This window comes from Pseudomonas sp. D3 (assembly GCF_029320995.1).
In the GTDB taxonomy this organism is placed as follows: Bacteria; Pseudomonadota; Gammaproteobacteria; order Pseudomonadales; family Pseudomonadaceae; genus Aquipseudomonas; species Aquipseudomonas paraveronii.
This window is the reverse complement of record NZ_CP119772.1, coordinates 4732509-4754577: the sequence shown is the minus strand read 5'-3', so window position 1 is coordinate 4754577 and position 22069 is coordinate 4732509. Positions and strand designations below refer to the sequence as shown.

Annotated in this window: 23 protein-coding genes; 11 read left to right on the top strand and 12 right to left on the bottom strand. The window is 62.3% G+C overall.

Annotated elements, in window-relative coordinates:
• Positions 1–9: 9 nt before the first annotated feature.
• The 6 genes from motD to yegS all read left to right on the top strand — a co-directional run bounded on the left by motD (position 10) and on the right by yegS (position 4546).
• A complete protein-coding gene (motD, locus tag P3S72_RS21840; RefSeq protein WP_276194192.1) occupies positions 10–897 on the top strand; it encodes a flagellar motor protein MotD in 888 nt (295 codons plus the stop codon).
• Positions 898–947: 50 nt separating this feature from the next.
• Positions 948–1736, top strand: a complete 789-nt coding sequence (locus P3S72_RS21835) for a ParA family protein (RefSeq protein WP_198717128.1) — start codon at positions 948–950, stop codon at positions 1734–1736.
• Positions 1736–2521 carry a CheW domain-containing protein gene (locus P3S72_RS21830; protein WP_247405931.1) on the top strand — a complete coding sequence of 262 codons (786 nt, stop codon included), beginning with the start codon at positions 1736–1738 and terminating at the stop codon, positions 2519–2521. Before P3S72_RS21835 ends, P3S72_RS21830 begins: the two co-directional genes overlap by 1 nt.
• A gap of 85 nt (positions 2522–2606) precedes the next feature.
• Complete coding sequence (locus P3S72_RS21825) at positions 2607–3089, top strand: chemotaxis protein CheW (protein ID WP_198717126.1); 483 nt, start codon at positions 2607–2609, stop codon at positions 3087–3089.
• Positions 3090–3482 carry a DUF2802 domain-containing protein gene (locus P3S72_RS21820; RefSeq protein WP_198717125.1) on the top strand — a complete coding sequence of 131 codons (393 nt, stop codon included), beginning with the start codon at positions 3090–3092 and terminating at the stop codon, positions 3480–3482.
• 143 nt (positions 3483–3625) lie between these two features.
• The gene (gene yegS, locus P3S72_RS21815; RefSeq protein ID WP_276194191.1) at positions 3626–4546 is read left to right on the top strand and encodes a lipid kinase YegS; all 921 of its coding nucleotides are present in this window, start codon (positions 3626–3628) and stop codon (positions 4544–4546) included.
• On the opposite strand, the gene P3S72_RS21810 is transcribed toward yegS, so the two are convergent.
• From P3S72_RS21810 to P3S72_RS21800, 3 genes are all read right to left on the bottom strand, one after another.
• Complete coding sequence (locus P3S72_RS21810) at positions 4505–5164, bottom strand: response regulator transcription factor (protein WP_247406288.1); 660 nt, start codon at positions 5162–5164, stop codon at positions 4505–4507. The two genes, yegS and P3S72_RS21810, sit on opposite strands and share 42 nt — an antisense overlap.
• Positions 5161–6054, bottom strand: a complete 894-nt coding sequence (locus P3S72_RS21805; RefSeq protein WP_276194190.1) for a sensor histidine kinase — start codon at positions 6052–6054, stop codon at positions 5161–5163. Before P3S72_RS21805 ends, P3S72_RS21810 begins: the two co-directional genes overlap by 4 nt.
• A gap of 279 nt (positions 6055–6333) precedes the next feature.
• A complete protein-coding gene (locus P3S72_RS21800) occupies positions 6334–6783 on the bottom strand; it encodes a hypothetical protein (protein WP_276194189.1) in 450 nt (149 codons plus the stop codon).
• Between the two features lie 551 nt (positions 6784–7334).
• Here P3S72_RS21800 and P3S72_RS21795 point away from each other — a divergent pair.
• Entirely contained in the window at positions 7335–8270 is a 936-nt protein-coding gene (locus P3S72_RS21795; protein ID WP_276194188.1) for a chemotaxis protein CheV, read from the top strand.
• Between the two features lie 40 nt (positions 8271–8310).
• Positions 8311–9117 carry an MOSC domain-containing protein gene (locus tag P3S72_RS21790; protein WP_276194187.1) on the top strand — a complete coding sequence of 269 codons (807 nt, stop codon included), beginning with the start codon at positions 8311–8313 and terminating at the stop codon, positions 9115–9117.
• A gap of 64 nt (positions 9118–9181) precedes the next feature.
• On the opposite strand, the gene P3S72_RS21785 is transcribed toward P3S72_RS21790, so the two are convergent.
• The 8 genes from P3S72_RS21785 to P3S72_RS21750 form a co-directional block, all read right to left on the bottom strand.
• Complete coding sequence (locus P3S72_RS21785) at positions 9182–9466, bottom strand: pyrimidine/purine nucleoside phosphorylase (RefSeq protein WP_198717118.1); 285 nt, start codon at positions 9464–9466, stop codon at positions 9182–9184.
• A 63-nt stretch (positions 9467–9529) separates the two neighbouring features.
• Positions 9530–10072 (bottom strand): exonuclease domain-containing protein, encoded by a 543-nt coding sequence (locus tag P3S72_RS21780; RefSeq protein WP_276194186.1) that lies wholly within the window; start codon positions 10070–10072, stop codon positions 9530–9532.
• Between the two features lie 73 nt (positions 10073–10145).
• Entirely contained in the window at positions 10146–12059 is a 1914-nt protein-coding gene (locus P3S72_RS21775; RefSeq protein WP_276194185.1) for an acetyl/propionyl/methylcrotonyl-CoA carboxylase subunit alpha, read from the bottom strand.
• Positions 12056–12823: an enoyl-CoA hydratase-related protein gene (locus tag P3S72_RS21770; RefSeq protein WP_276194184.1), complete on the bottom strand. Its 768-nt coding sequence runs from the start codon at positions 12821–12823 to the stop codon at positions 12056–12058. The genes P3S72_RS21775 and P3S72_RS21770 overlap by 4 nt, the downstream gene beginning before the upstream one ends.
• A complete protein-coding gene (gene atuD / locus P3S72_RS21765; RefSeq protein ID WP_276194183.1) occupies positions 12820–13977 on the bottom strand; it encodes a citronellyl-CoA dehydrogenase in 1158 nt (385 codons plus the stop codon). Before atuD ends, P3S72_RS21770 begins: the two co-directional genes overlap by 4 nt.
• Before the next feature lie 505 nt (positions 13978–14482).
• Positions 14483–16099: a geranyl-CoA carboxylase subunit beta gene (gene atuC / locus P3S72_RS21760; RefSeq protein WP_276194182.1), complete on the bottom strand. Its 1617-nt coding sequence runs from the start codon at positions 16097–16099 to the stop codon at positions 14483–14485.
• A gap of 3 nt (positions 16100–16102) precedes the next feature.
• Positions 16103–16975 carry an SDR family oxidoreductase gene (locus P3S72_RS21755; RefSeq protein ID WP_276194181.1) on the bottom strand — a complete coding sequence of 291 codons (873 nt, stop codon included), beginning with the start codon at positions 16973–16975 and terminating at the stop codon, positions 16103–16105.
• Positions 16976–16987: 12 nt separating this feature from the next.
• The gene (locus P3S72_RS21750) at positions 16988–18766 is read right to left on the bottom strand and encodes an acyclic terpene utilization AtuA family protein (RefSeq protein ID WP_276194180.1); all 1779 of its coding nucleotides are present in this window, start codon (positions 18764–18766) and stop codon (positions 16988–16990) included.
• A 153-nt stretch (positions 18767–18919) separates the two neighbouring features.
• Here P3S72_RS21750 and P3S72_RS21745 point away from each other — a divergent pair, with 153 nt between their 5' ends.
• Together P3S72_RS21745 and P3S72_RS21740 are read left to right on the top strand one after the other, a co-directional pair.
• The gene (locus P3S72_RS21745) at positions 18920–19543 is read left to right on the top strand and encodes a TetR/AcrR family transcriptional regulator (protein WP_276194179.1); all 624 of its coding nucleotides are present in this window, start codon (positions 18920–18922) and stop codon (positions 19541–19543) included.
• Between the two features lie 93 nt (positions 19544–19636).
• Positions 19637–20425 (top strand): transporter substrate-binding domain-containing protein, encoded by a 789-nt coding sequence (locus P3S72_RS21740; protein ID WP_276194178.1) that lies wholly within the window; start codon positions 19637–19639, stop codon positions 20423–20425.
• Between the two features lie 34 nt (positions 20426–20459).
• Here the strand turns inward: P3S72_RS21740 and P3S72_RS21735 are convergent, their stop codons facing one another.
• On the bottom strand, positions 20460–21011 hold the full coding sequence (locus tag P3S72_RS21735) for an RNA polymerase factor sigma-70 (RefSeq protein WP_276194177.1): 552 nt from the start codon (positions 21009–21011) through the stop codon (positions 20460–20462).
• 301 nt (positions 21012–21312) lie between these two features.
• On the opposite strand from P3S72_RS21735, the gene P3S72_RS21730 reads away from it, so the two are divergent.
• Complete coding sequence (locus P3S72_RS21730; protein WP_276194176.1) at positions 21313–22065, top strand: alpha/beta fold hydrolase; 753 nt, start codon at positions 21313–21315, stop codon at positions 22063–22065.
• Positions 22066–22069 lie beyond the last annotated feature (4 nt).

Here is a 22069-nt window from a genome sequence, read left to right as displayed (position 1 = left end):
GTATTGGTTGTGAGCCGTCGCCGTCGCGAGCCTGAAGAACACGTCAACCATGAACGCTGGCTGGTGTCCTACGCGGACTTCATCACCTTGCTGTTCGCGTTTTTCGTGGTGATGTACTCCATCTCGTCGATCAACGAAGGCAAGTACAAAGTCATTTCCCAAGCCCTGATCGGTGTGTTCAACGACGCCGACCACTCGCTCAAGCCGATCCCTATCGGCGAAGAGCGGCCCAAGACCGTGACTCCGGCCAAGCCGCTGGTCGACGATAGCGATGAAACCTCCGCCGGCATGGGTGGCACCGGCGACCCGCTGAAAAGCATCGCCAACGATATCAGCGCCGCGTTTGGCGACCTGATCAGCTCCAACCAGATGACCGTGCGCGGCAATGAGTTGTGGGTGGAGATCGAGCTCAATTCGAGCCTGCTGTTTGCCAGCGCCGATGCCATGCCCAGCGACCAGGCGTTCACCATCATCGACAAGGTGGCGGCGATCCTCAAACCGTTTGAAAACCCGATCCACGTGGAAGGCTTTACCGACAATTTCCCGATCAATACCGCGCAGTACCCGACCAACTGGGAGCTGTCGTCGGCCCGGGCGGCCAGCATCGTGCGTATGCTCGCGATGCAGGGTGTGAACCCCAGTCGCCTGGCGTCGGTCGGCTACGGCGAGTTCCAGCCGGTGGCCAATAACGCTACGGTAGAAGGCCGCGCCCGCAACCGCCGGGTGGTGCTGGTGGTCTCGCGCAACCTGGATGTACGCCGCAGCCTGACCGGCACCGGCACGGCAAATGCGAGCCCGGACGCAGCATTGAAGCGGGCTGGCACACAAACTGCACCGGCCTCTGCAAAGCCGCCGGTACGGCAAAGCTCCGTCAATTCTCCGTCACCGGCTCAATAACTTATGCACTGTCTCGGTCGCGCCTGTGCCCACCGGGAGGAATCAACCGAATGAGAGTCTGGGCAGTTGCCAATCAAAAAGGTGGAGTCGGCAAGACCACCACCTCCATCGCCTTAGCCGGCTTGCTGGCTGATGCGGGCAAGCGCGTGGTCGTGGTCGACCTGGACCCCCACGGCTCGATGACCAGCTATTTCGGCTACGACCCGGACGCGCTGGAGCACAGCAGCTATGACCTGTTCCTGCACAAGGGCAACGTGCCGAGCGATCTGCCCGGGCAACTGCTGCTGCCCACCAGTAATGAAAGCATTTCCCTGCTGCCGTCGAGTACCGCCCTGGCCACCCTTGAGCGCCAGTCGCCGGGGCAGAGCGGCCTGGGCCTGGTGATCGCCAAGACCCTGGCGCAACTATGGCAGGACTTCGACTACGCCATCATCGACAGCCCGCCGTTGCTCGGTGTGCTGATGGTCAACGCCTTGGCGGCCAGCCAGCAATTGGTGATCCCGGTACAGACCGAGCACCTGGCGGTCAAAGGCCTGGAGCGTATGGTCAGCACCCTGGCGATGATCAATCGCTCACGCAAACAGGCGCTGCCGTTCAGCATCGTGCCGACGTTGTTCGACCGCCGCACCCAGGCGTCCCTCGGCACCTTGCGCGTACTGCGCGATGCCTACCCGGACACCATCTGGGAAGGCTACATTCCGGTGGACACGCGTCTGCGCGACGCCAGCCGTGCGGGCCTGACCCCTTCGCAGTTCGACGGTAAAAGTCGCGGCGTGCTGGCGTACCGCGCGCTGCTCAAGCACCTGCTGTCGCAACAACTTGTGGCGCAGGTGGCGTGATGAACCGTCCCGTCGAACTCAAGGTCAAGACCCGGCCGCAACTGGCACTGGAATCCTACCTGGATGCCTTGCTGCAGGAAGCGACCGCCGAAGACCTGCCGGAACCGATCCTGGCTCTTGAACCCGTCGTCGAAGCGCCAAGCACACTGGATGAATTCCAGTTGGCGGTGCTGGAAGAACAGGCGCGGGATGCGCAGGTTGTGGTACCGACGATTGCACCTGTTGTGGTTGCGCCTGTGGTGGTCGAACCGGTGGTTGAAATTCACATGCCGCCGAGTATCACACCGCCGCCGGTCACCGGTGACGGCCGTCCGGCGTGGGCCGCAGAGCCGTTCGAATGCCTGCTGTTTGACGTCGCCGGGTTGACCCTGGCAGTGCCGCTGGTGTGCCTGGGCTCGATCTACTCGCTGGAAGGTCAGGAGTTGACGCCGCTGTTCGGGCAACCGGAGTGGTTCCTCGGCATCCTGCCCAGCCAGGCCGGCAACCTCAAGGTGCTGGACACCGCGCGCTGGGTGATGCCCGATCGCTACCGCGATGACTTCCGTCAGGGCTTGCAATACGTGATCTCGGTGCAGGGCTACGAGTGGGGGCTGGCAGTGCATCAAGTCAGCCGCTCGTTGCGCCTGGACCCGAATGAAATCAAATGGCGCAGCCACCGGGGCCAGCGCCCCTGGTTGGCGGGCACCGTGATCGAACACATGTGCGCGTTGCTCGACGTCGCCGAACTGGCCGAGCTGATCGCCAGCGGCGCGGTCAAGTCGATGCCGGGCCAGCAACGCAGTTAATTGAACAAGATCGGCCGCACGGTTGTGCGGCCACAGCGAAGAAGCACACACGCCGTGTCCAACGGCATTTGAAGGGGTCAGGGGTATGAATAAGTCAGCGTCCGCACAAGGTTTGGATGATCCGATCCTGCAATGGGTTACCTTCAAACTGGACAACGAGTCCTACGGCATCAACGTCATGCGCGTGCAGGAAGTGCTGCGCTACACCGAAATCGCTCCGGTTCCGGGTGCGCCAAGCTACGTGCTGGGCATCATCAACCTGCGCGGCAACGTGGTGACGGTGATCGACACCCGCCAGCGTTTCGGCCTGATACCGACCGAAGTCAACGACAACACCCGTATCGTCATCATCGAGGCCGACAAGCAAGTGGTCGGGATCATGGTCGACAGCGTGGCCGAAGTGGTTTACCTGCGCCAATCGGAAGTGGAAACCGCGCCGAACGTGGGTAACGAAGAGTCGGCCAAGTTCATCCAGGGCGTCTGCAACAAGAACGGCGAACTGCTGATTCTGGTCGAGCTGGACAAGATGATGAGCGAAGAAGAATGGTCGGATCTGGAGAGCATCTGATTGTTCCTTGAAGCAGCGGTGATCGTCCTGGCCCTGTTATGGGCCGGGACATTGGCGTTTTTGCTGCGCTCAGTGCGCCAGCAACGCGAGTGGGTGGCGCAACAGGCCGAACGCGACGCCGTGCGTGATCGGCGCGTGGTCGAGTTGGCCAAGCGCGTTGATCACTTCCAGCAAAGTGCCGTGCGGGTCGGGGATGAGGTGCATGAATTGCGCGCGATCCTCGCACCCATGCCGGATAAGTTGGAGCAGTTGGAACAGCGTGATCCAGCGAACCTGTCTTTTGCCCAGGCGGCGAAGCTGGTGGGCATGGGCGCGACCGTGGATGAACTGACGCAGTCGTGTGGTTTGACCCAGGCTGAGGCGCAGTTGATGAGCAAGTTGCACAAAAGCTGATTGCGGTCTGGCAGGTTTATACCTATCCAACGGTAGGTGCTGGGTGTTGCCCGCTGCCAATTAAATTCCAAACCCGATGGCTTTTTTCATCTCCTCAAAGGTCAACATCCTTCAAGTACCTTTGACCCCAGGAGAGTTCCCCCATGACCGCCCACAAAGCCCTGTTGATCCTCCACGGCAAGCAAGCCCTCAACGAGGAGGTGCGCGCCGCCGTGCTGGCTCGGCGTGAGCAGGGCTGGGAGCTGGCGGTGCGGGTGACGTGGGAGGGCGGCGACGCACAGCGGTTGGTCAAAGAGGCCCTCGACGGCGGGTACACGCGCATCATTGCCGGCGGTGGTGACGGCACCTTGCGTGATGTGGCCGAGGCGATGGCCCAGGCCGAGACCGACGCCAGCCTGGTGCTGATGCCTTTGGGCACCGCCAATGATTTTGCGCGCGCCGCCGGTGTACCGCTGCAGCCCGACCAGGCCCTGGCGCTGCTGGACGTGCCGGCCAGGGCGATCGACCTCGGTCGCGTCGGTGGGCAAGTCTTCCTCAACATGGCGACCGGTGGCTTTGGCAGCCAGGTCACCGCCAACACCTCCGAAGAACTGAAGAAAGTGCTGGGTGGCGCGGCCTATTTGTTTACCGGTTTGTCGCGCTTCAGCGAGTTGAAGGCGGCGTATGGCGAGTTGGAAGGCCCGGGTTTCCATTGGAAAGGCGAGCTGCTCGCGCTGGGTATCGGCAACGGCCGCCAGGCAGGCGGTGGGCATGTGCTGTGCCCTGGCGCACTGGTGGACGATGGGTTGCTGGATATCAGCATTTTGCCGGCGCCCCAGGAAGTGGTCGGCACCCTGCGTGAACTGATGAACAATGGCTGGGGCCTGGACACCATGTTTGTCCGCGCGCGCCTGCCGTGGGTCAAGATCAAGGTCGCGCAAGGCTTGTACATCAACCTGGATGGCGAACCGCTGGAAGGCGATGATTTGCACTTCGAGATCGTGCCCAAGGCCCTGCGCGTGCACTTGCCGCCGGGCTCGCCCCTAGTCGTCCAGGCTGATGATCTGCTCGCGCACGGCAAATAACACCAGGCCCGCCACATCAAAAATTTGCAGGCGCTTCATGATTTGCGAGCGGTGGGCTTCTACGGTCTTGATGCTTAGCCCCAGGCCGTGGGCGATTTCCCGGGTGGATTTGCCGCGCACGATCAGGCGCAGGATTTCCAGCTGGCGAGCGGTGAGATTATGGTTGTGGGCGACCGGGGAGGCCGGGGCCTGGTTGCGTACCAGCGCCTGTTTGATCACGGTGTGGGCAATCGCCGGGCTCAGGTAGCGCTCGTCGTTGCTCAGCGCCAGCAGTGCTTGCTCCAGCTCGTTGGCGGTGGTGTCCTTGAGCAGGTAACCGTGGGCGCCGGACTCCAGCGCACGCATGATCAGCTCTGGGTCGGTGTGCATCGACAGGATCAGCACCTTGCTCTTGGGATAGGCCGTCTTGAGTTGACGCAACGCATCCAGGCCGCCAGTGTGTTTCATCGACAGGTCCAGCAGTACGATATCCGGCAATAGGGCGCTGAATGTTTCCAGCACCTGTGCGCCATCGCTGGCTTCGCCAATCACGGTGTAGCCGGGAATATCCTGGACCAGTGCGCGTACGCCGGCCCTGATCAGTGCGTGGTCATCCACCAGGAGTAAAGTGCGGGTCACTCGATAACCTTCGGGGAACTGGCCCGTTCGAGGGCGCGCGGCGCCCAGGGGAAAAGCGCGTCGATCCGTGTGCCTTTGCCTGGCTGGCTGCTGACGGACAACGAGCCCCCCAGTTGATCAATCCGCTCGGACATGCCGGCCATGCCCCGTTGGCCTTCCAGGCCTGGGTTGATGGCGGGCGAAAAACCCAGGCCGTCATCACTGATAAACAGCGACAGGCCCTGGGGTAGGCGCTGCAGGCGTACCAGCAGGTTTTGCGCCTGGGCATGGCGCAGCATGTTGGTCACCGCTTCCTGGGTGATGCGAAAAGCGGCCACGGCCATTTCTTCGGGGATGCCGGTCAGCCGTTGCTGGCATTCCAGGCTCCAGTGAATCGGGGTGTTTTCCAGGGTCTTGAGCAGGTGCGCGCGCAGGCTGGCTTCCAGGCCCAGGCTGGCCAACTGGCGAGGGTTGAGAATGGCGGATACGTCGCGCACCTTGGCCAGCGTCTCGTTCAGGGTGTTGCACAGCACCGTGCATTGGCCCTGCAGGTCTTCCGGCAGGCGGCGCTTGAGCCATTCGCTTTGTAGCTTGGCGGCGGTGAGCAATTGGCCGATATCGTCGTGCAGCTCACGGCTGAGGCGGTGCCGCTCGTTTTCCTGGACCTGCAACAGGCGGTCGGCCAGTTCCTGGGGCTGGAACTTGATCGATTTACGTGAATTCCAATGCAGCAGGCCCAACACCACCAGGGTGGCCAGGTTGAGTAGCAGCACCGTCAACGGCAAGGGTGCGGAGCGAGCGTAGGCCCACAGCCCCAGCAACAGCGAGCACAGGCACAACACGAGAACCAGTCGACGGGCATTGCTGCGGGAGGCGGATTTGGCGAGGAGTGACTTGAGGCTGGCGTACATAGCGGATGCTTTTCACGTTTTATGCATCATGAAGTTGGGTCACTTCGAGGGCGGCATGGTACCACTTTGCTTACCGTTGGTCGCCAGGCGTCATTCGTACAGTGTGGGGGCATGCCTATTTAGAAAAGTTGTCTATCGGCGGTTGTTTTGTATCGATTGTCTTTATAGCGCAGGCAACTTGGTTGCCTGCACTTATTGCAGGGCACATTAGTTATTCTTGTCGTTTTTGGGCAAGACGCTGGATAAAAGCGACACCTTAGCGGTTAACGGCGCAGCCTTTCATGAGCGATGGGGCAGGCGCTGCTGTGGCTTATTGGCGAAGTCCTTTTGCGGGATCTGGAGAGTGACCGTCGCAATCAGTGAGGTTTGTTCGCTTTCGTCCAAACGCAGCTCACCGGTGCGGGTGTCGATCAGCTCCAGTTGCCACGCCAGTAATGTCAGGCAGTTGTTCAAGGCATCGAGGGCCTGATCGTGCAGTTGCAAAGGGCTCTCTGCGTTGGCAATCAGGTACTGGATATGTCGCGAGAACTCGCTGATCGCCCGCAAGGCCAGGTCATCGGCTTTTTCGGCGAGCGACGTTAGGCTGAACTTCATGCAGTCGATGGCATCGCTGTCATTACGAATCAAATGCAGATGGCTCAGGCACTCTTCCGACTTGCTTAGCAGCTTTTCGGCCTCTAGCAGGAACTCGGGAAGTGCAGTTTGCCACTCGTTCGCGCTATTCATCATGCAAGTCTCCACAACGTAAGGTCGGGTGATGAGATGTCGCACCGCGTGAATGGCGTAAAACTACCGCTGAAAGATGACTGAAATCTGTAGGTCGCTTCTGAGATTTTAGTAGGACGTTTATTTGAATGATTGCGTGAGGCGCGAACCGTCCTCGTCATCCGGGTCGATTGCACAACTTCGATTGCCGACACGTGAGTGTCTGGAAGACCGGTGGGCCGTGGGCTTACGATGGCAAACAAAAGCCTGACTCCATTCATGCAATGAGAATGGCGTCACATTAATGGCTATTAGATATCGCGAATATCAGGTCGGGCCTGATTGCGCATAGGGGAATCCCTTACACGGCGGAACCTCGCGTCGATTTAAATGTCGCGCAATGTTGCCGTTTTGCCAAATAATAAGGCCTGCACAGTAAAGCATGATGTCAGTGTGACATCAATCGATTTACGTGGCACTTTACAGGGGTCAAGGTCTGGCGCTTGCCGCCGATAACAAGCTTAGTGAACCGCATAATCCCTTAGCGCGACCTGCGCGCATATCAGGAGCTTTTAATGGCCGGCATTCTCGACACGGTAGATCAACGCACGCAACTGGTGGGTGAGAATCGCCTGGAGATTCTCATGTTTCGCCTGGCCGGGCGGCAGCTGTTCGCGATCAACGTATTCAAGGTGCAGGAAGTCTTGCAACTGCCCAAGCTGACCTTGATGCCCCAGCGCCACCCGTTTGTGTGTGGCGTGGTCAACCTGCGAGGCCAGACCCTGCCGGTGATCGACCTGTCCCAGGCCATCGGCATGCGTCCATTGGTGCCGGGGCCCAACAGCACCATCATTGTCACTGAGTACAACCGCTCGGTGCAGGCGTTCCTGGTGGGCGGCGTCGACCGCATCGTCAACATGAACTGGGAAGCCATCCTGCCGCCGCCGACCAGCGCCGGGCGCCAGCACTACCTCACCGCCATCAGCAAGGTCGATGACCAGTTGGTGGAAATCATCGACGTGGAAAAAGTCCTGGCCGAGATCGTGCCGTACAACGCCAAGGTCTCCCGCGAAAAACTCGATGATCCGGTACTGGAACGCGCCCGTGGCCGTGAAGTACTGCTGGTGGACGACTCCAATGTTGCGCTGTCGCAGTTGCGCGACACCCTGGGTCAGTTGGGGGTGAAAATGCACATCGCCAGCGACGGCCTCAAGGCGCTGAACATGCTCAAGGCCTGGGCCGACACGGGCCAGGTGATGACCGACAAATTGCTGATGATCTTCACCGACGCCGAAATGCCCGAGATGGACGGCTATCGCCTGACCACCGAAATCCGCAGCGACGCGCGCTTGCGTGGGCTGTACGTGGTGTTGCACACCTCGCTGTCGGGCAGCTTTAACGAGTCGATGGTGAAGAAGGTCGGGTGCGACAATTTCCTGTCCAAATTCCAGCCGGACAAGCTGGTAGATGTGGTGCGCGAGCGACTGATGCTGGACGTTGTATCGGCTTGACCTTAGGGTGACGGTTTTGCCCCCTTAGGAATGCAGGCCCATGCTTCGTCTCAGCGCGCTGTACCGTTACCCCTTGAAATCCGGCAAGGCTGAAATCTTGCAGCAGATCGGCCTGGATAAACTCGGCTTGGACGGCGATCGACGCTGGATGTTGGTGGACGAGGCCAGCGGGCGCTTTTTGACGCAGCGGGCCGTGGCGAAGATGAGCCAGTTGTCGGCGCTGTGGAACCGCAGTGGTGGCCTGACCCTCAGTTCGCCTGGCTACGCGGCGCTGGACGTGGCGCTGCCCGGCAGCGCGGCCGAGTTGCGCGGTGTGACCATCTGGCGCGACACCTTGCGCGTGCCGGATGCGGGCGATGAAGCTGCCGCCTGGGTCAGCGACTTTATCGGCAAGCCGACGCGGCTGGTACACGTCCCGCTGGAGCGCGCCCGCACCACTCAAGCCGGTTATGGCAAGGACGATGATCAGGTCGCGTTTGCCGACGGTTACCCGTTGCTGTTGATCGGCCAGGCCTCCCTGGACGACCTGTCCCGGCACGTCGGCCGACCTATGGACATGCTGCGCTTTCGCCCCAACCTGGTGATTGACGGCGCCGATGCGTTCGCCGAAGACGGCTGGAAACGCCTGCGTATCGGCGATGTCGAGTTTCGCGTGGTCAAACCGTGCTCACGCTGCATTCTCACCACCATCGACCCGCACACCGGCGAGCGCAGTGCCGACCGCGAACCCTTCGTGACGCTGGAGGCCTATCGCAAGACCGAAGACGGCGCGATGTTTGGCCAGAACCTGGTCAACGATGGCGTGGGCCGCCTCGAAGTGGGCATGCCGGTGACTGTGCTCGAGTAATTCGTCTGCCAAAAAAATGCCCGTCTCGCAGGAGACGGGCATTTTTTTCGCGCTGCGAAACCGCTTAGCCGCGGTATTCGCACAGGTAAGCGGTGTCCACGGCGACCTTCAGCTGGAACTTGCTGTTGGCCGGAACGTGGAACAGGCTGCCGGCGGCGAAGGTTTCCCAGGTGCTGCTGTCGGGCAGTTTGACGCTCAGGGCGCCGGACACTACGTGCATGATTTCACGCTGGGCGGTGCCGAATTCGTATTCGCCCGGGGCCATGACGCCGATGGTCGCCGGACCTTCTGCGGTGCCGAAAGCGATCGACTTGACGGTGCCGTCGAAGTACTCGTTGACTTTAAACATGGGCGAATCCTCGGAAAAGGGTCTGGAAAGGTCAGCCAGTATGCCCAAGGGCAGGGGAGCTGCCTAGACCGGCAAAATCAGCGGCAACAGGCGTGCGGTGTTGCGCGCATCCTCTAGCGCCCGATGTTGCTGGCCTTGGAACTGCATTCCCGCCAATTGCAGGGCGCCATTGAGCCCCGGTGGCTTGTCCAGGCGCCGGGCCTTGGCGAAGCGTTGCTTAAGGTTGACATGGGGTGTTTGGGCCAGCGCGCTGCTCAGGCCATGGCGCTGCCACTCCAGTTCGAGCTGCTGGCGATCGTAGTCGCCCCAACTGGCCCAGCCTTCCAGGTGCGCCTGATGCTGGCCCAGCCAGCGCTCGAACAGCGCCCACACTTCGCTGAAGGGCGCGGCGCCGTTCATATTCGCCTGGGTGATATGGGTCAGCTTGCGGCAAAAGGGCGTCAGCAATGGCCGACGCTGCGGCCGCACAAAGCGCTGGAAATGATCCCGCTCGCGACCCTGGCGGTTCACCAGGCTCGCGCCGATCTCGATGACTTCCATCTCTGTCACGGGCCAGCCGCCTTCATCCGTTGTGGCTTCAAGGTCAATAATCAGCCAATGAGGCATCGTGCAGGTTCCCGTACTCTTCCCGTCCTGATGGGGATAGAGCGTAGCCCGGCCGTGTAGTTCCGCCCAGGCTTTATTCGATCTCCAGCAACACCTGGCGATTGCGCACCTGATCGCCGGTCATGACCAGCACGGCCTTGATCACACCGTCGATGCCGGCCTTCAGCGGATGCTCCATTTTCATCGCTTCGAGTACTAGCAGCAGTTGCCCCTGGGTGACGCGTTCACCGGCACGCACGCGCACCTCGACGATGGCGCCGTCCATCGGTGCCTTGACCATGCCGCCGCTGGCCGGGGGCTGGCGGCTGGCGACGTGTTGGGTGCGGTTGGTCACGCTCACGCCGGGTAGCCACAGCTGGGCGCCGTCGAGGTGGTAGGCGCTGCGGCGGCGGATGCCGTTGATCACCGCAGTGGCCCAACGGCCGTCGCTGCTGAGGTGGCGGATCTCGATGCCGTTGGCTTGCAGACGATGGTCGGCCAGGACGCTGACCGTGATGTCCTGGACCTCATCGTCGACGGCCAACTGATAGGTCCGTGGCACGTCAGCGCCGTTGCGCCACCCCGATAAGGCCGGGGCATGGGCCTGAGCGCTGTGTTGATAAAACAGCGCGGCCGCCAGGGCCAACTGTTCGGCGGTTGCGTTCGTGCGGCGAATGTCGCTGAAGTGCTCGGCGATCAACGCGGTGCTGAAATCGCCTTGGATAAACTGCGGGTGCTTGAGCAGGTCGGCCAATAGCTGCTGGTTGGTCGCCACGCCCAGCAGCACGCTGTCCTCCACGGCGCGCAGCAGCTTGCGCCGCGCCTCCTCGCGGGTGGCGCCATGGGCGATGATCTTGCCGAGCATCGGGTCATAGAACGGGCTGATGCGCTGACCTTCCAGAACACCATGTTCAATCCGCACACCCGCGGCCGGTTCCCAGCGCAACACCGCACCGGTCTGCGGTAAAAAGCCCTGGGCCGGGTCTTCGGCGTACAGGCGTACTTCCATGGCGTGGCCGCTGAGGCTGACCTCCGATTGCGTTAACGGCAGCGGTTGGCCGGCGGCAATTTGCAGTTGCCAGTCGACCAGGTCGAGGCCGCTGATCAGCTCGGTCACCGGGTGTTCGACTTGCAGGCGCGTGTTCATTTCCAGGAAGTAGAACTGGCCGTTGCGGTCGAGCAGGAACTCCACCGTGCCGGCGCCGACGTAATTCACCGCACGCCCGGCCTTGAGCGCCGCGTCGCCCATGGCCTGGCGCAGGGCCGGGGTCATCACCGGGCAGGGCGCTTCTTCAATGATTTTTTGATGGCGGCGCTGGACCGAGCAGTCGCGTTCGCCGAGGTAGATCAGGTTGCCGTGGCTGTCGCCGAACAGCTGGATTTCGACGTGGCGCGGCTCGATCAGCGCCTGTTCCAGGATCAGTTCGTCACTGCCGAACGCGTTCAGGGCTTCGGAGCGGGCGGTGCGCAGTTGCTCATGCAAATGTTCGCGCTGATGCACCAGGCGCATTCCGCGGCCGCCGCCACCGGCGCTGGCCTTGATCATCAGCGGGTAGCCAATGCGTTCGGCTTCTATGTGCAACGTGGCGTCGTCCTGGGCGCTGCCTTGATAGCCGGCGATGCACGGGACGCCGGCCTCGAGCATGGCGAGTTTGGACAGGCGTTTGCTGCCCATCAGCTCAATGGCCTCGACGCTGGGGCCGATAAAGGTCAGCCCGGCGTTTGTGCAGGCGCGGGCGAAATCGGGGTTTTCAGAGAGAAAGCCGTAGCCGGGGTGGACCGCGTCGGCGCCCGTGCGTTGGGCCGCGCTGAGGATCGCTGGAATATTCAGGTAGGACTGCTGCGCCGGCGGCGGGCCGATATTCACGGCTTCGTCGGCCATCTGCACGTGCGCGGCCTGGGCGTCGGCGTCGCTGTAGACCGCCACGGTTCGGTAGCCCAATGCCTGGGCGGTGCGCTGGATGCGGCAGGCGATTTCGCCGCGGTTGGCGATCAGGATCTTGTTCATTGGGCCCACCGTGGCTTGCGCTTTTGCACAAAGGCCTGGGTGCCTTCGACACCTTCTTCTCCGGTCACCGCCTCGGCGAACCACGCGGCGGCCTGATCCAGCAGCGCGTCCATCGGTTGCTCCATGCTGGCCAGCAGCAACGCCTTGGTCCGCCCATTGGCCCCCGGCGCGCAGCGCAATACCTGGCCCAGTACTTCATCCAGGCGTTCGGCCAACGCCTGCGGATCGCGCTCGACAAAATGCACGACCCCCAACCGTTCAGCTTCGACCCCATCAAACCGCGCCGCCGTCAGCGCCAGCCGGCGTGCGTGCGTCAAACCGATCCGCTTGACCACAAACGGCGCGATCTGCGCGGGCAGCAAGCCCAGGCTGGTCTCCGGCAAGCCGAACTGCGCCTGGTGATCGGCCAGCGCGATATCACTGACGCACGCCAAGCCAAAGCCGCCGCCCAGCACCGCGCCTTGCAGCACCACGATCACCACTTGGGGCACGGCTTCAACTTCCTGCAGCAAGGTGCCGAATGCGCGGTTCAACGCCTGCAATTGCGCCTTGTCGCCAGCGCTGAGCATGTCTTTGACGTCCGCCCCGGCACAGAAATGCCCGGCCGCGCCGCTGATCACCAGTGCGCGGACCTGGCTGTCCAGTTGCCCCAGCACGGCACGCAGTTCATTGACCATCTCCAGGCTCATCGCGTTGCGGCTTTGCGGACGGTTGAGGGTGATGTGCAGCACACCGTTATGGGGTTCGAGCAGCAGCGTGTTCATGGTTTTTTCCCCGGCAGGGTGCCCATCAGTTTGCAGATAATGCCCAGCATGATTTCGTCGGCGCCGCCGCCAATCGACACCAGGCGCACATCGCGATAGGCGCGGGCCACCGGGTTGTCCCACATAAAGCCCATGCCGCCCCAGTATTGCAGGCAACTGTCGCTGACTTCGCGGCCCAGCCGCCCGGCCTTGAGTTTGGCCATGGAGGCCAGGCGCGTCACGTCCTGGCCCTTGATGTATTGCTCGGTGGCCTGGTAGACCAAGGCGCGCAGGCATTCGATTTCGGTGGCCAGTTCGGCCAGGCGAAAGTGGATGACCTGATTATCGATCAGTGCTTTGCCGAAGGTCTGGCGCGCCTTGCAGTATTCGATCGTGCTGTCGATGCAGTACTCCAGGCCCTTGATCATATTGGCCGCGCCAAACAGGCGTTCTTCCTGGAATTGCAGCATCTGCATCATGAAACCGGCGCCTTCGTGGCCGATGCGGTTGCGTTGCGGCACGCGCACGTCGTCGAAGAACACCTGGGCGGTCTCGGAGCTGTGCATGCCGAGTTTTTCCAAGGGCGGGCTGACGCTGATCCCCGGCGTGTTCATCGGCACCATGATCAGCGACTTGTTGATGTGTGGCTTGTCGTCGGAGGTGTTGGCCAGCAGGCACATGAAGTCGGCGCTCGGCGAGTTGGTGATCCACATTTTGCTGCCGTTGATCACGTAGTCATCGCCGTCCTTGCGTGCCTGGGTTTTCAGCCCGGCCACATCGGACCCGGCGCCGGCTTCCGAGACGCCGATGCAACCGACTTGCTCACCGCTGATGGCCGGGCGCAGGAATTCTTCGCGCAGTGCGTCGGAGCCGAAGCGGGCGAGGGCGGGGGTGCACATGTCGGTCTGTACGCCGATGGACATGGGGATGCCGCCGCAGTGGATGCTGCCGAATTCTTCGGCGGCGACGATCGAGTAGCTGTAGTCCAGGCCCATGCCGCCGAATTGTTCGGGTTTGGAGATGCCCAGTAGGCCGAGGTCGCCGGCCTTGCGGAAGAGGTCGTGGATGGGGAAGCGGCCGGCTTTTTCCCATGCGTCGACGTGGGGGTTGATCTCGCGGTCGACGAAGGCGCGGACGGTGCGGCGCAGTGCCTGGTGTTCTTGGGTGAAGATCATTTTTATTGTTCTCCCTGTGGGCGTTCTTCGGGTGTGCATGGCTCCATCTGTGGGAGCGGGTTTGCCTGCGGTCTTACAGCGGGTAGATATCCAATGGGTCCACCTCGCTCCAAATGTGGGAGGGGGCTTGCCCCCGATGGCGGCCTCTGGGCCGACCATTTTTTTGGGTTGAGTTGAGTACATATCCATTGCTGCGGTAACGGCTGCTATGGGTTCCGCTCTTACAGCGGGTCACTTTTGGAAAAGAGCCCCAAAAGTAACCAAAAGGGCTCTTGCCCCACCACTCGGCACCTCGCCTAGGCTCGGTGTGCCCGAACGCAGGCTTGAATCCGTGGGCCGCCGTCATGGGCCATCCCTGGCCCAGGACGGCTAACCCGGCGTCCTGCCGGGTTGCCCACGGATTCAAGCCTGCGTTCGGCCAGCGTGGTTTTACGGGGCGCCTAAGATCAAAATCAAAATCAGAGCAAAAGCAGAGCAACAGCAGCGTTTCGTTGTCTTGTTTACTTTAGAACCGCGCTACGCCAAAGCTGTTCGGCTGCAACGCTCGCATGTCGGCTTCATGGCAAATATCCAGCAGGAACCCCAACAACGTGCGGGTATCCCGTGGGTCGATGAGGCCGTCATCCCATAGGTTCGCGCTGCCGTACAGCGCGGTGGATTGGCTGTCGAGTTTCTGTGCGGTGACTTGTTCCAGCATGTCCAGCATCTTGGGGTCGGGCACCAGGCCGTCTTTCAGTTGTTTGGCTTCGGTGACGATGCGCAGCACCTTGCCGGCCTGGGCGCCGCCCATCACGGCGGTGCGGCTGTTGGGCCAGGCGAAGATGAAGCGCGGGTCGAGGCCGCGGCCGCACATGGCGTAGTTGCCGGCGCCGTAGGAGCCGCCGACCACCACGGTGAGTTTAGGCACGCGGGCATTGGCCACCGCCTGGATCATCTTCGCGCCGTGCTTGATCACGCCTTGCTGTTCCGCCTCGGTGCCGACCATAAAGCCGGTGGTGTTGTGCAGGAACAGCAACGGCGTGCGGCTCTGGTCGCACAGTTGGATGAATTGCGCGGCCTTGCTGGCGCCCTTGGGCGTGATTGGGCCGTTATTGCCGATCACGCCGAGCGCCCGGCCCTGGATGTGCAGGTGGCCGCAGACGGTATGCGCGTCGAACTCGCCCTTGAACTCGAGGAAGTTCGAACCGTCGGCCAGGCGCGCGAGGATTTCGCGGACGTCGTAGGGCTTTTTCGGGTCGTCGGGGATCAGCCCGAGCAGTTCGTCGATGGGGTACAGCGGCTCGGCATACGTGCGTTTCGGGATGAGCGGCAGGCGCTCGTTCCACGGCAGCAGGCTGACGATCTCGCGCACGATGCGCACTCCGTCGGCATCGTTTTCCGCCAGGTATTCGGCGGTGCCGGCGGTTTGCGCGTGCATCTCGGCGCCGCCCAGTGCTTCATCGGTGGCGACTTCGCCGGTCGCGGCCTTGAGCAGCGGCGGGCCGGCCAGGAACAGCTTGGCTTTGCCGCGCACCACCACCACGTAATCCGACAGCCCCGGCTGATACGCGCCGCCCGCCGTGGCCGAACCGTGGACCACGGTGATCTGCGGCAAGCCCATGGCCGACATGCGCGCCTGGTTGGCAAAGCTGCGCGCGCCTTCGACGAAAATCTCCGCCGCGTAGTTGAGGTTGGCGCCGCCGCTTTCGGCGAGGGTCACCACCGGCAGGTGGTTTTCCATGGCGATCTGTTGCAGGCGCAAGGATTTCTTCAGGCCCGTGGGGGAGATCGTGCCGCCCTTGATCGCGCTGTTATTCGCCACCACCAGCACGCGCACGCCGCTGACGTAACCGATGCCGGCGATCAACCCGCCGCCGGCGGCGCTGCCGTCCTTGTCGTCATGCAGTTTGTAGCCGGCCAGGCTGGCCAGTTCCAGGAACGGCGCGCCAGGGTCCAGCAGCAGGTTGAGGCGCTCGCGCGGCAGCAATTGCCCGCGTTTGTCGAACTTGGGCTTGGCTTGCTGCGCCTTGCTCAACAGGTTCTGTTCCAACAGGCGCAGGTGCTGCAGGCTCGCCAGCATCGCGTCGCGGTTGCGGGCGAAGTCCGGGCTGTGAGCGTCGATCAGCGTTTCGATCAGCGGCATGGTTTATGGCTCTCCCTTGAGGACATCCGGCAGGTAGGCGCGGTGGAAACCGTTGAACGCTGCGCTCGGCGTGTGCGCCTTGGGCAGCGGCCAGGCGCGATTGCCCAGGCTGGCGGCACCGTCGATGCGCAGGGTGCTGCCGCTGACGAAGGCGGCGGCGGGGCTGAGCAGAAACACGATGGCCGCACTGACTTCCGATTCGGTGCCGATGCGCTTGAGCGGCACGTGCTCGCGCAGGGTCGGGATCACCGCCTTGAACGCGCCCTCATAGGTGTCCATGCCGCTGGACGCGATCCAGCCCGGCGCCACCGCGTTGACCCGCACCCCGGCGTACCCCCATTCGAAGGCAGCGGTCTTGGTGAAGTTGTCCATGCCCGACCGTGCCGCGCCCGAGTGGCCCATGCCGGGCATGCCGCCCCACATGTCGGCGAGCATGTTGACGATGGCGCCGCCGTGCTTGCTCATCGACTGGTTGAATACTTCCCGCGCCATCAGGAAGCCGCCGACCAGGTTGGTGCGCAACACGGTTTCGAAGCCTTTCTGGTTGATCGAGGCCAGTGGCGACGGGTATTGGCCGCCAGCGTTGTTGACCAGGCCGTGGACCGGGCCATGGTCGTGGATAATCTGCGCGACCAGCGCCTTCACCGCTTCCTCATCGCGGATATCGCAGGCCTGCCAATGGGCGCTGCCGCCATCTTCGGTGATTTCTTGCGCGACCTTCTGCAGCTTTTGTGGCGTGCGCCCCACCAGGATCACGTGGGCGCCGAGGGCCGCCAGTTCATGCGCGGTGCAGCGGCCAATCCCGCTACCGCCGCCGGTGACGATCACGGTTTGCCCCTGGAACAGGTCGGCTTTGAAGATCGAGTCGAAGGCCACGGCAACGCTCCTTTAGGTGAGTTGATCGGCGATGTGTTGCGGCACGGCGATAGGGATCTCCAGCAACTGCTGAGCGAAGGCCTTGCCTTGCGGGTCGATGCGCAGGCTGGCGATGCCGCCACCGCCCAGGGCGTTTTCCAGCAGCAAGTTGAGGCTGTGGCTACCGGGCAGGTACCAGCGCTCGACGCGACCGTGGATCGGATCGAGCACGTGGCGCATCCAGTCGACGACCACTTCAGGGGTCAGGGCTTCGGCGATCCACGGCAGGTATGCCGGGTCGCGGGCAATCACCCCGATATTGCTGTGGTTGCCCTTGTCGCCGGAGCGGGCCACCGCGAGTTTCGCCAGCGGCACGCTGGCGTCGGCGCGGCCTTGGGGTTTGGGCGGGTCGATGGCCGCCGCCAGCGTGCCCAGTGGCTGGGTGGCCGGGAGGGCGCAAGGGTGACGCTCACCCTGGAAATCAATCGCCAGCTCACAAGACGATTTATCGATCAGAAACGAAAACAGCCGAATTAGCGGGTACACCGTCGGCCGCCCGCCGACGATACCGGTCAGCCCCGGCGCCATGCCGGTCGCAGCTTGGGCGATTTCGCGGGCGAACAGCAGCAGCGCCTGCTTGCTCGGGTGGCGCACCGCCAGCTTCACCACCACCTCGCGGCAGTCCTGGCGTTGGGCATGGGCACCGTAGGTGGCTTCGCTGCCGAGCTGTTCGATATTCACTTCGGTATAGGGCGCCCAGCCGTGTAGGCTGAACAGTTCCGAGGTCTTGTTGATAATCGCCTGGCTGACCCGCTCGGCCTTGGCCACCGCATCGATCCCGGCAATCAGGCAACTGGCAGTGCAGCGAAAGCCATCCGGGTAGGTGGCACTGACCTTGTAGTGGTCGGTCGGCGGCAAACCCTTGGCACCGTGCAGACGCACACTGTGTTTGCCTTGCTGCTGCAATTTGACCTGGCTGAAATCGCAGATCACATCGGGCAGCAAGTAGGCACGCGGGTCGCCGATTTCGTAGAGCAGTTGTTCGGCCACGCTCAGCTCGCTGATCAACCCGCCGCTGCCCGCGACTTTATTCACGCTGAACTGGCCGTCGGCGCTGACGTCGACGATGGGAAACCCGATGTGCTCGTAGTCCGGCACGTCGCGCCAATCGGTGAAGTTGCCGCCGGTACACTGCGCGCCGCATTCGATGATATGCCCGGCCAGGGCCGCCTGGGCGAGCCGGTCGTAGTCCTGCCACGACCAGTTGAATTCATGCACCAACGCGGCGCTGACCACCGCGCTGTCGACCACCCGCCCGGTGATGACGATATCTGCGCCCAGCTCAAGGGCGCGGACAATGCCCGGCGCGCCGAGGTAGGCATTGGCGGATACGCACAGCGGCGGCAGCGGCGCGCCGTTGAACATGTCGACGCTGCCGCGCAGGTGTTTGAGTTGGGGTTGCAGGTCATCGCCCAGCAGCACGGCGATTTTCAGCGGCAGTTGCGCAGCATCGCAGGCCGCTTGCAGGGCAGCGGCGCAGGCCTGGGGGTGGATGCCCCCCGCGTTGCTGATCACGCGGATGCCTTGGCGTTGGATCTCGGCCAGCAGCGGTGTCAGCACATCGACAAAGTCTGTGGCGTAGCCGGCCTGAGGATCTTTCATCCGCGCGCCAGCGAGGATCGACATCGTGACTTCCGCCAGATAGTCGAATACCAGGTAATCCAGCTTGCCGCCGTGTACCAACTGGGCGGCGGCGGTGCAGGTGTCGCCCCAGAAGGCGCTGGCGCAGCCGATACGAACCGTCTTGCTCATGAGAAATCCTTCCTCGAATGGCTGCTGACGAGACTACCAAGCAAGCGCTTGGTTTGTAAACTCCGGACACAGTTTTCGGCCAAGCGCTTGCTTGGCTGGCAGGCACGGCCTAAATTGCCGCCCAAGACGTCAGTAGAAGTAGAGGAGAGCAGCATGGATGAGCAAAAAGCCCTGCGGGTGATGCGCACCATGGTCGACGGCGGCCAATTGACCGACCCCGAGAGTGCCCGGGGCAAGTTGCTGCAAACCGCGGCTCACCTGTTTCGCAACAAGGGCTTCGAACGCACCACCGTGCGCGACTTGGCCGGCGCCGTAGGTATCCAGTCCGGCAGCATCTTTCATCACTTCAAGAGCAAGGACGAGATCCTGCGTGCGGTCATGGAAGAAACCATCCACTACAACACCGCGCTGATGCGCGCTTCGCTGGAAGAAGCGAACACCGTGCGCGAACGGGTGCTGGCGCTGATTCGCTGCGAATTGCAGTCGATCATGGGCGGCAGCGGCGAAGCCATGGCGGTGCTGGTGTACGAGTGGCGTTCGCTGTCGGCCGAAGGCCAGGCCCAGGTGCTCGCCTTGCGTGATGTGTATGAGACGATCTGGCTGCAGGTGCTGGGCGAGGCCAAGGTCGCCGGCTACATCAAGGGGGACGTGTTTATCACCCGGCGCTTCCTCACCGGCGCCTTGTCCTGGACCACCACCTGGTTCCGCGCCGAGGGCAGTCTGACTCTCGAACAGTTAGCCGAAGAGGCGTTGTTGATGGTTTTGAAGGCTGATTGAGGTGCAAGCTGTTAATTCGGCGGTGGAAAGTTGTCTCGCCAGACAAAAACGCCTAGCTTACTGCCATCAGCATGTTAAACGGTGTGTGCCTTAATGTTTTCGCCATTGCGATTGGCTGTAGGACTTACTTTATGGGCACTGGGCACGGCGGCGTGGATGCCGGCTTCGGCTGCGCAATTGGTGAGGATCGGCGCTGCGCATTTTCCGCCCTACACCGTGCGCCCCGAGCAAGGCGCCGACACCGGATTGCTGCCGCAGTTGGTCGTAGCCCTGAACGCCTCGCAAACCGACTATCAGTTCGTGCTGGTGCCGACCTCGATCCCGCGGCGCTTTCGCGATTTTGAGCAGGGCCGGGTCGACGTGGCGATTTTCGAAAACCCTGACTGGGGCTGGCAGAAAATTCCCCACACCACGGTCGACATGGGCCTGGAAGATGCCGAAATCTTCGTCGCCCAGCGTGAGCCCGGTCGCGACCAGAACTATTTCGCCAGCCTTGGCGGCAAGCGCCTGGCGGTATTCAGCGGTTATCACTACGCCTTCGCCAACTTCAATCCCGACCCCAAGTTCATGGCCGAGCACTTCAACGCGACGTTGACCTACTCCCATGACAGCAACCTGTTGATGGTCGCTCGCGGCCGCGCCGATATCGCCCTGGTGACCCGCTCGTACCTGAGTGATTTTCTGGCGCGCAACGCCGATATGGCTGCACAGTTCCTGATCTCGCAGCGCGTCGACCAGGTGTACCACCATTACGCCTTGCTACGGCCCAATGCACCGATCAGCGGGCCTGCGTTTGCCGAACTGATCAAACGTTTGCGCGACGACGGCGAGCTGCTGAAAATATTCGAGCCCTACCGCATCGATGTGACGGCCGTGCCCTGAGGTTGCAGGCGATCAACATGGGCGAGGGCGCGCTTCAGATCCGCCGCGCAAACGTATCGCTGTGACTGCCCGACACCTTGCGGCAATGCACCAGCGCATCGCGAATCATGAAGTTGACCAGGGTCGGTGAAACGCCGAGTTCCTTGGCGATGTCCTTTTGCGGCACGCCGTGCAGGCGGTACATCTCGAACGCATAGCGGGTGCGCTGGGGCAGCTCCGTCAGGGCGTCGGCGATGTTATCCAGGGTGTTGAAATTGATGTGCGAGGCTTCCGGTGAAGCGCCGTGAATAACCACATTCAAGCCTTCCTCTTCGGTCCCCGAATATCTGAGCTCCAGAGCCTGCTTGCGATAGTGATCGATCGCCAGGTTGCGCACGATCTGAAACAGATAACTCAATTGGGCCTTGAACGATGAGGTGATCGTCGGCGCCGCTTGCAGCCGGAAGTAGGCGTCCTGCACGACGTCTTCGGCCCGGGAGCGGCATCCGGTAATGCGTGCCGCGATCTTCACCAGAATCAGCCGATTATCGACGAATGCCTGGAGAAGCGGTGAGTCGCACCTGCCTGTGGATACTTGTTCCGTCATGGAAATCACCTTGTCGCAAAGAGGTTGGGGGAGGGCGTCCTTGCTGAGGCCTCCTACACATCGGGCAACAAATTATGATGAATGATAATGATTGTCAAATGAGAAGACGAACTAATCATATATTGACGCGAAAGGTGTGACCGACGTCTCGCTCGTCCTCTGCGACTAATTATTTGCCAGTGCCGTGCGTTCTTCTGGGTGACAGGTCCGTTAGTAAAACGGCCAAGGATCAGCACCTGCAGGAGGGCGAGATGGGTTTCTATCGTGCGTACAGCGCGTTTCAGGTTGGGGTTGCCGAGCGATGAGCGCGCCCACTCGACTGCGCCTGTTCTGCCTGCCTTATTCGGGGGCCAGCGCCATGGTGTACGTGCGTTGGCGCCGCGTTCTGCCGGACTGGTTGCAGGTGTGCCCACTGGAGTTGCCGGGGCGCGGCATGCGCATGGATGAGCCCTTGCAGCGTGACATCGGCGCCTTGGCTGCGCAGTTGGCGGATGAAATCAGCCGTGACCTGGACGGCCCTTACGCGCTGTTCGGCCACAGCCTTGGCGGCCTCCTGGCGTTCGAGCTGGCGCATGCGCTGAAAGCGCGCAACGTGCCCGCGCCGCTGGCACTGTTTGCCTCCGGCACTGCCGGCCCGGCGCGGCGCGATGTCAGCGAATACGCCCTCGAAAAGACCGATGAGCAACTGATCGCCCGCCTGCGCGAACTGCAAGGCACCGCCGAAGAGGCCCTGGCCAACCGCGAATTGATGCAACTGATGCTGCCGATCCTGCGCGCCGATTTCCTCCTGTGCGGCAGCTTCACCTACGGCCGACGCGAGCCGCTGGGCATGCCGATCCATGTGTTCGGCGGCAAACAGGACAGCGTGCGCGCCGACCAGTTACTCGACTGGCAGGCAGACGCCGCCAGCGGCTTTTCCCTGGACCTGTTCGACGGCCACCACTTCTTCCTCGTGCAGCACGAAAGCGCGGTGCTGCGCTGCATGCGGCGCTACGCCGAGGAACACCTGGCGCGCTGGCGCAATGGCGCGGCGCGGCAACTGGCCGCTGGCTGAACGC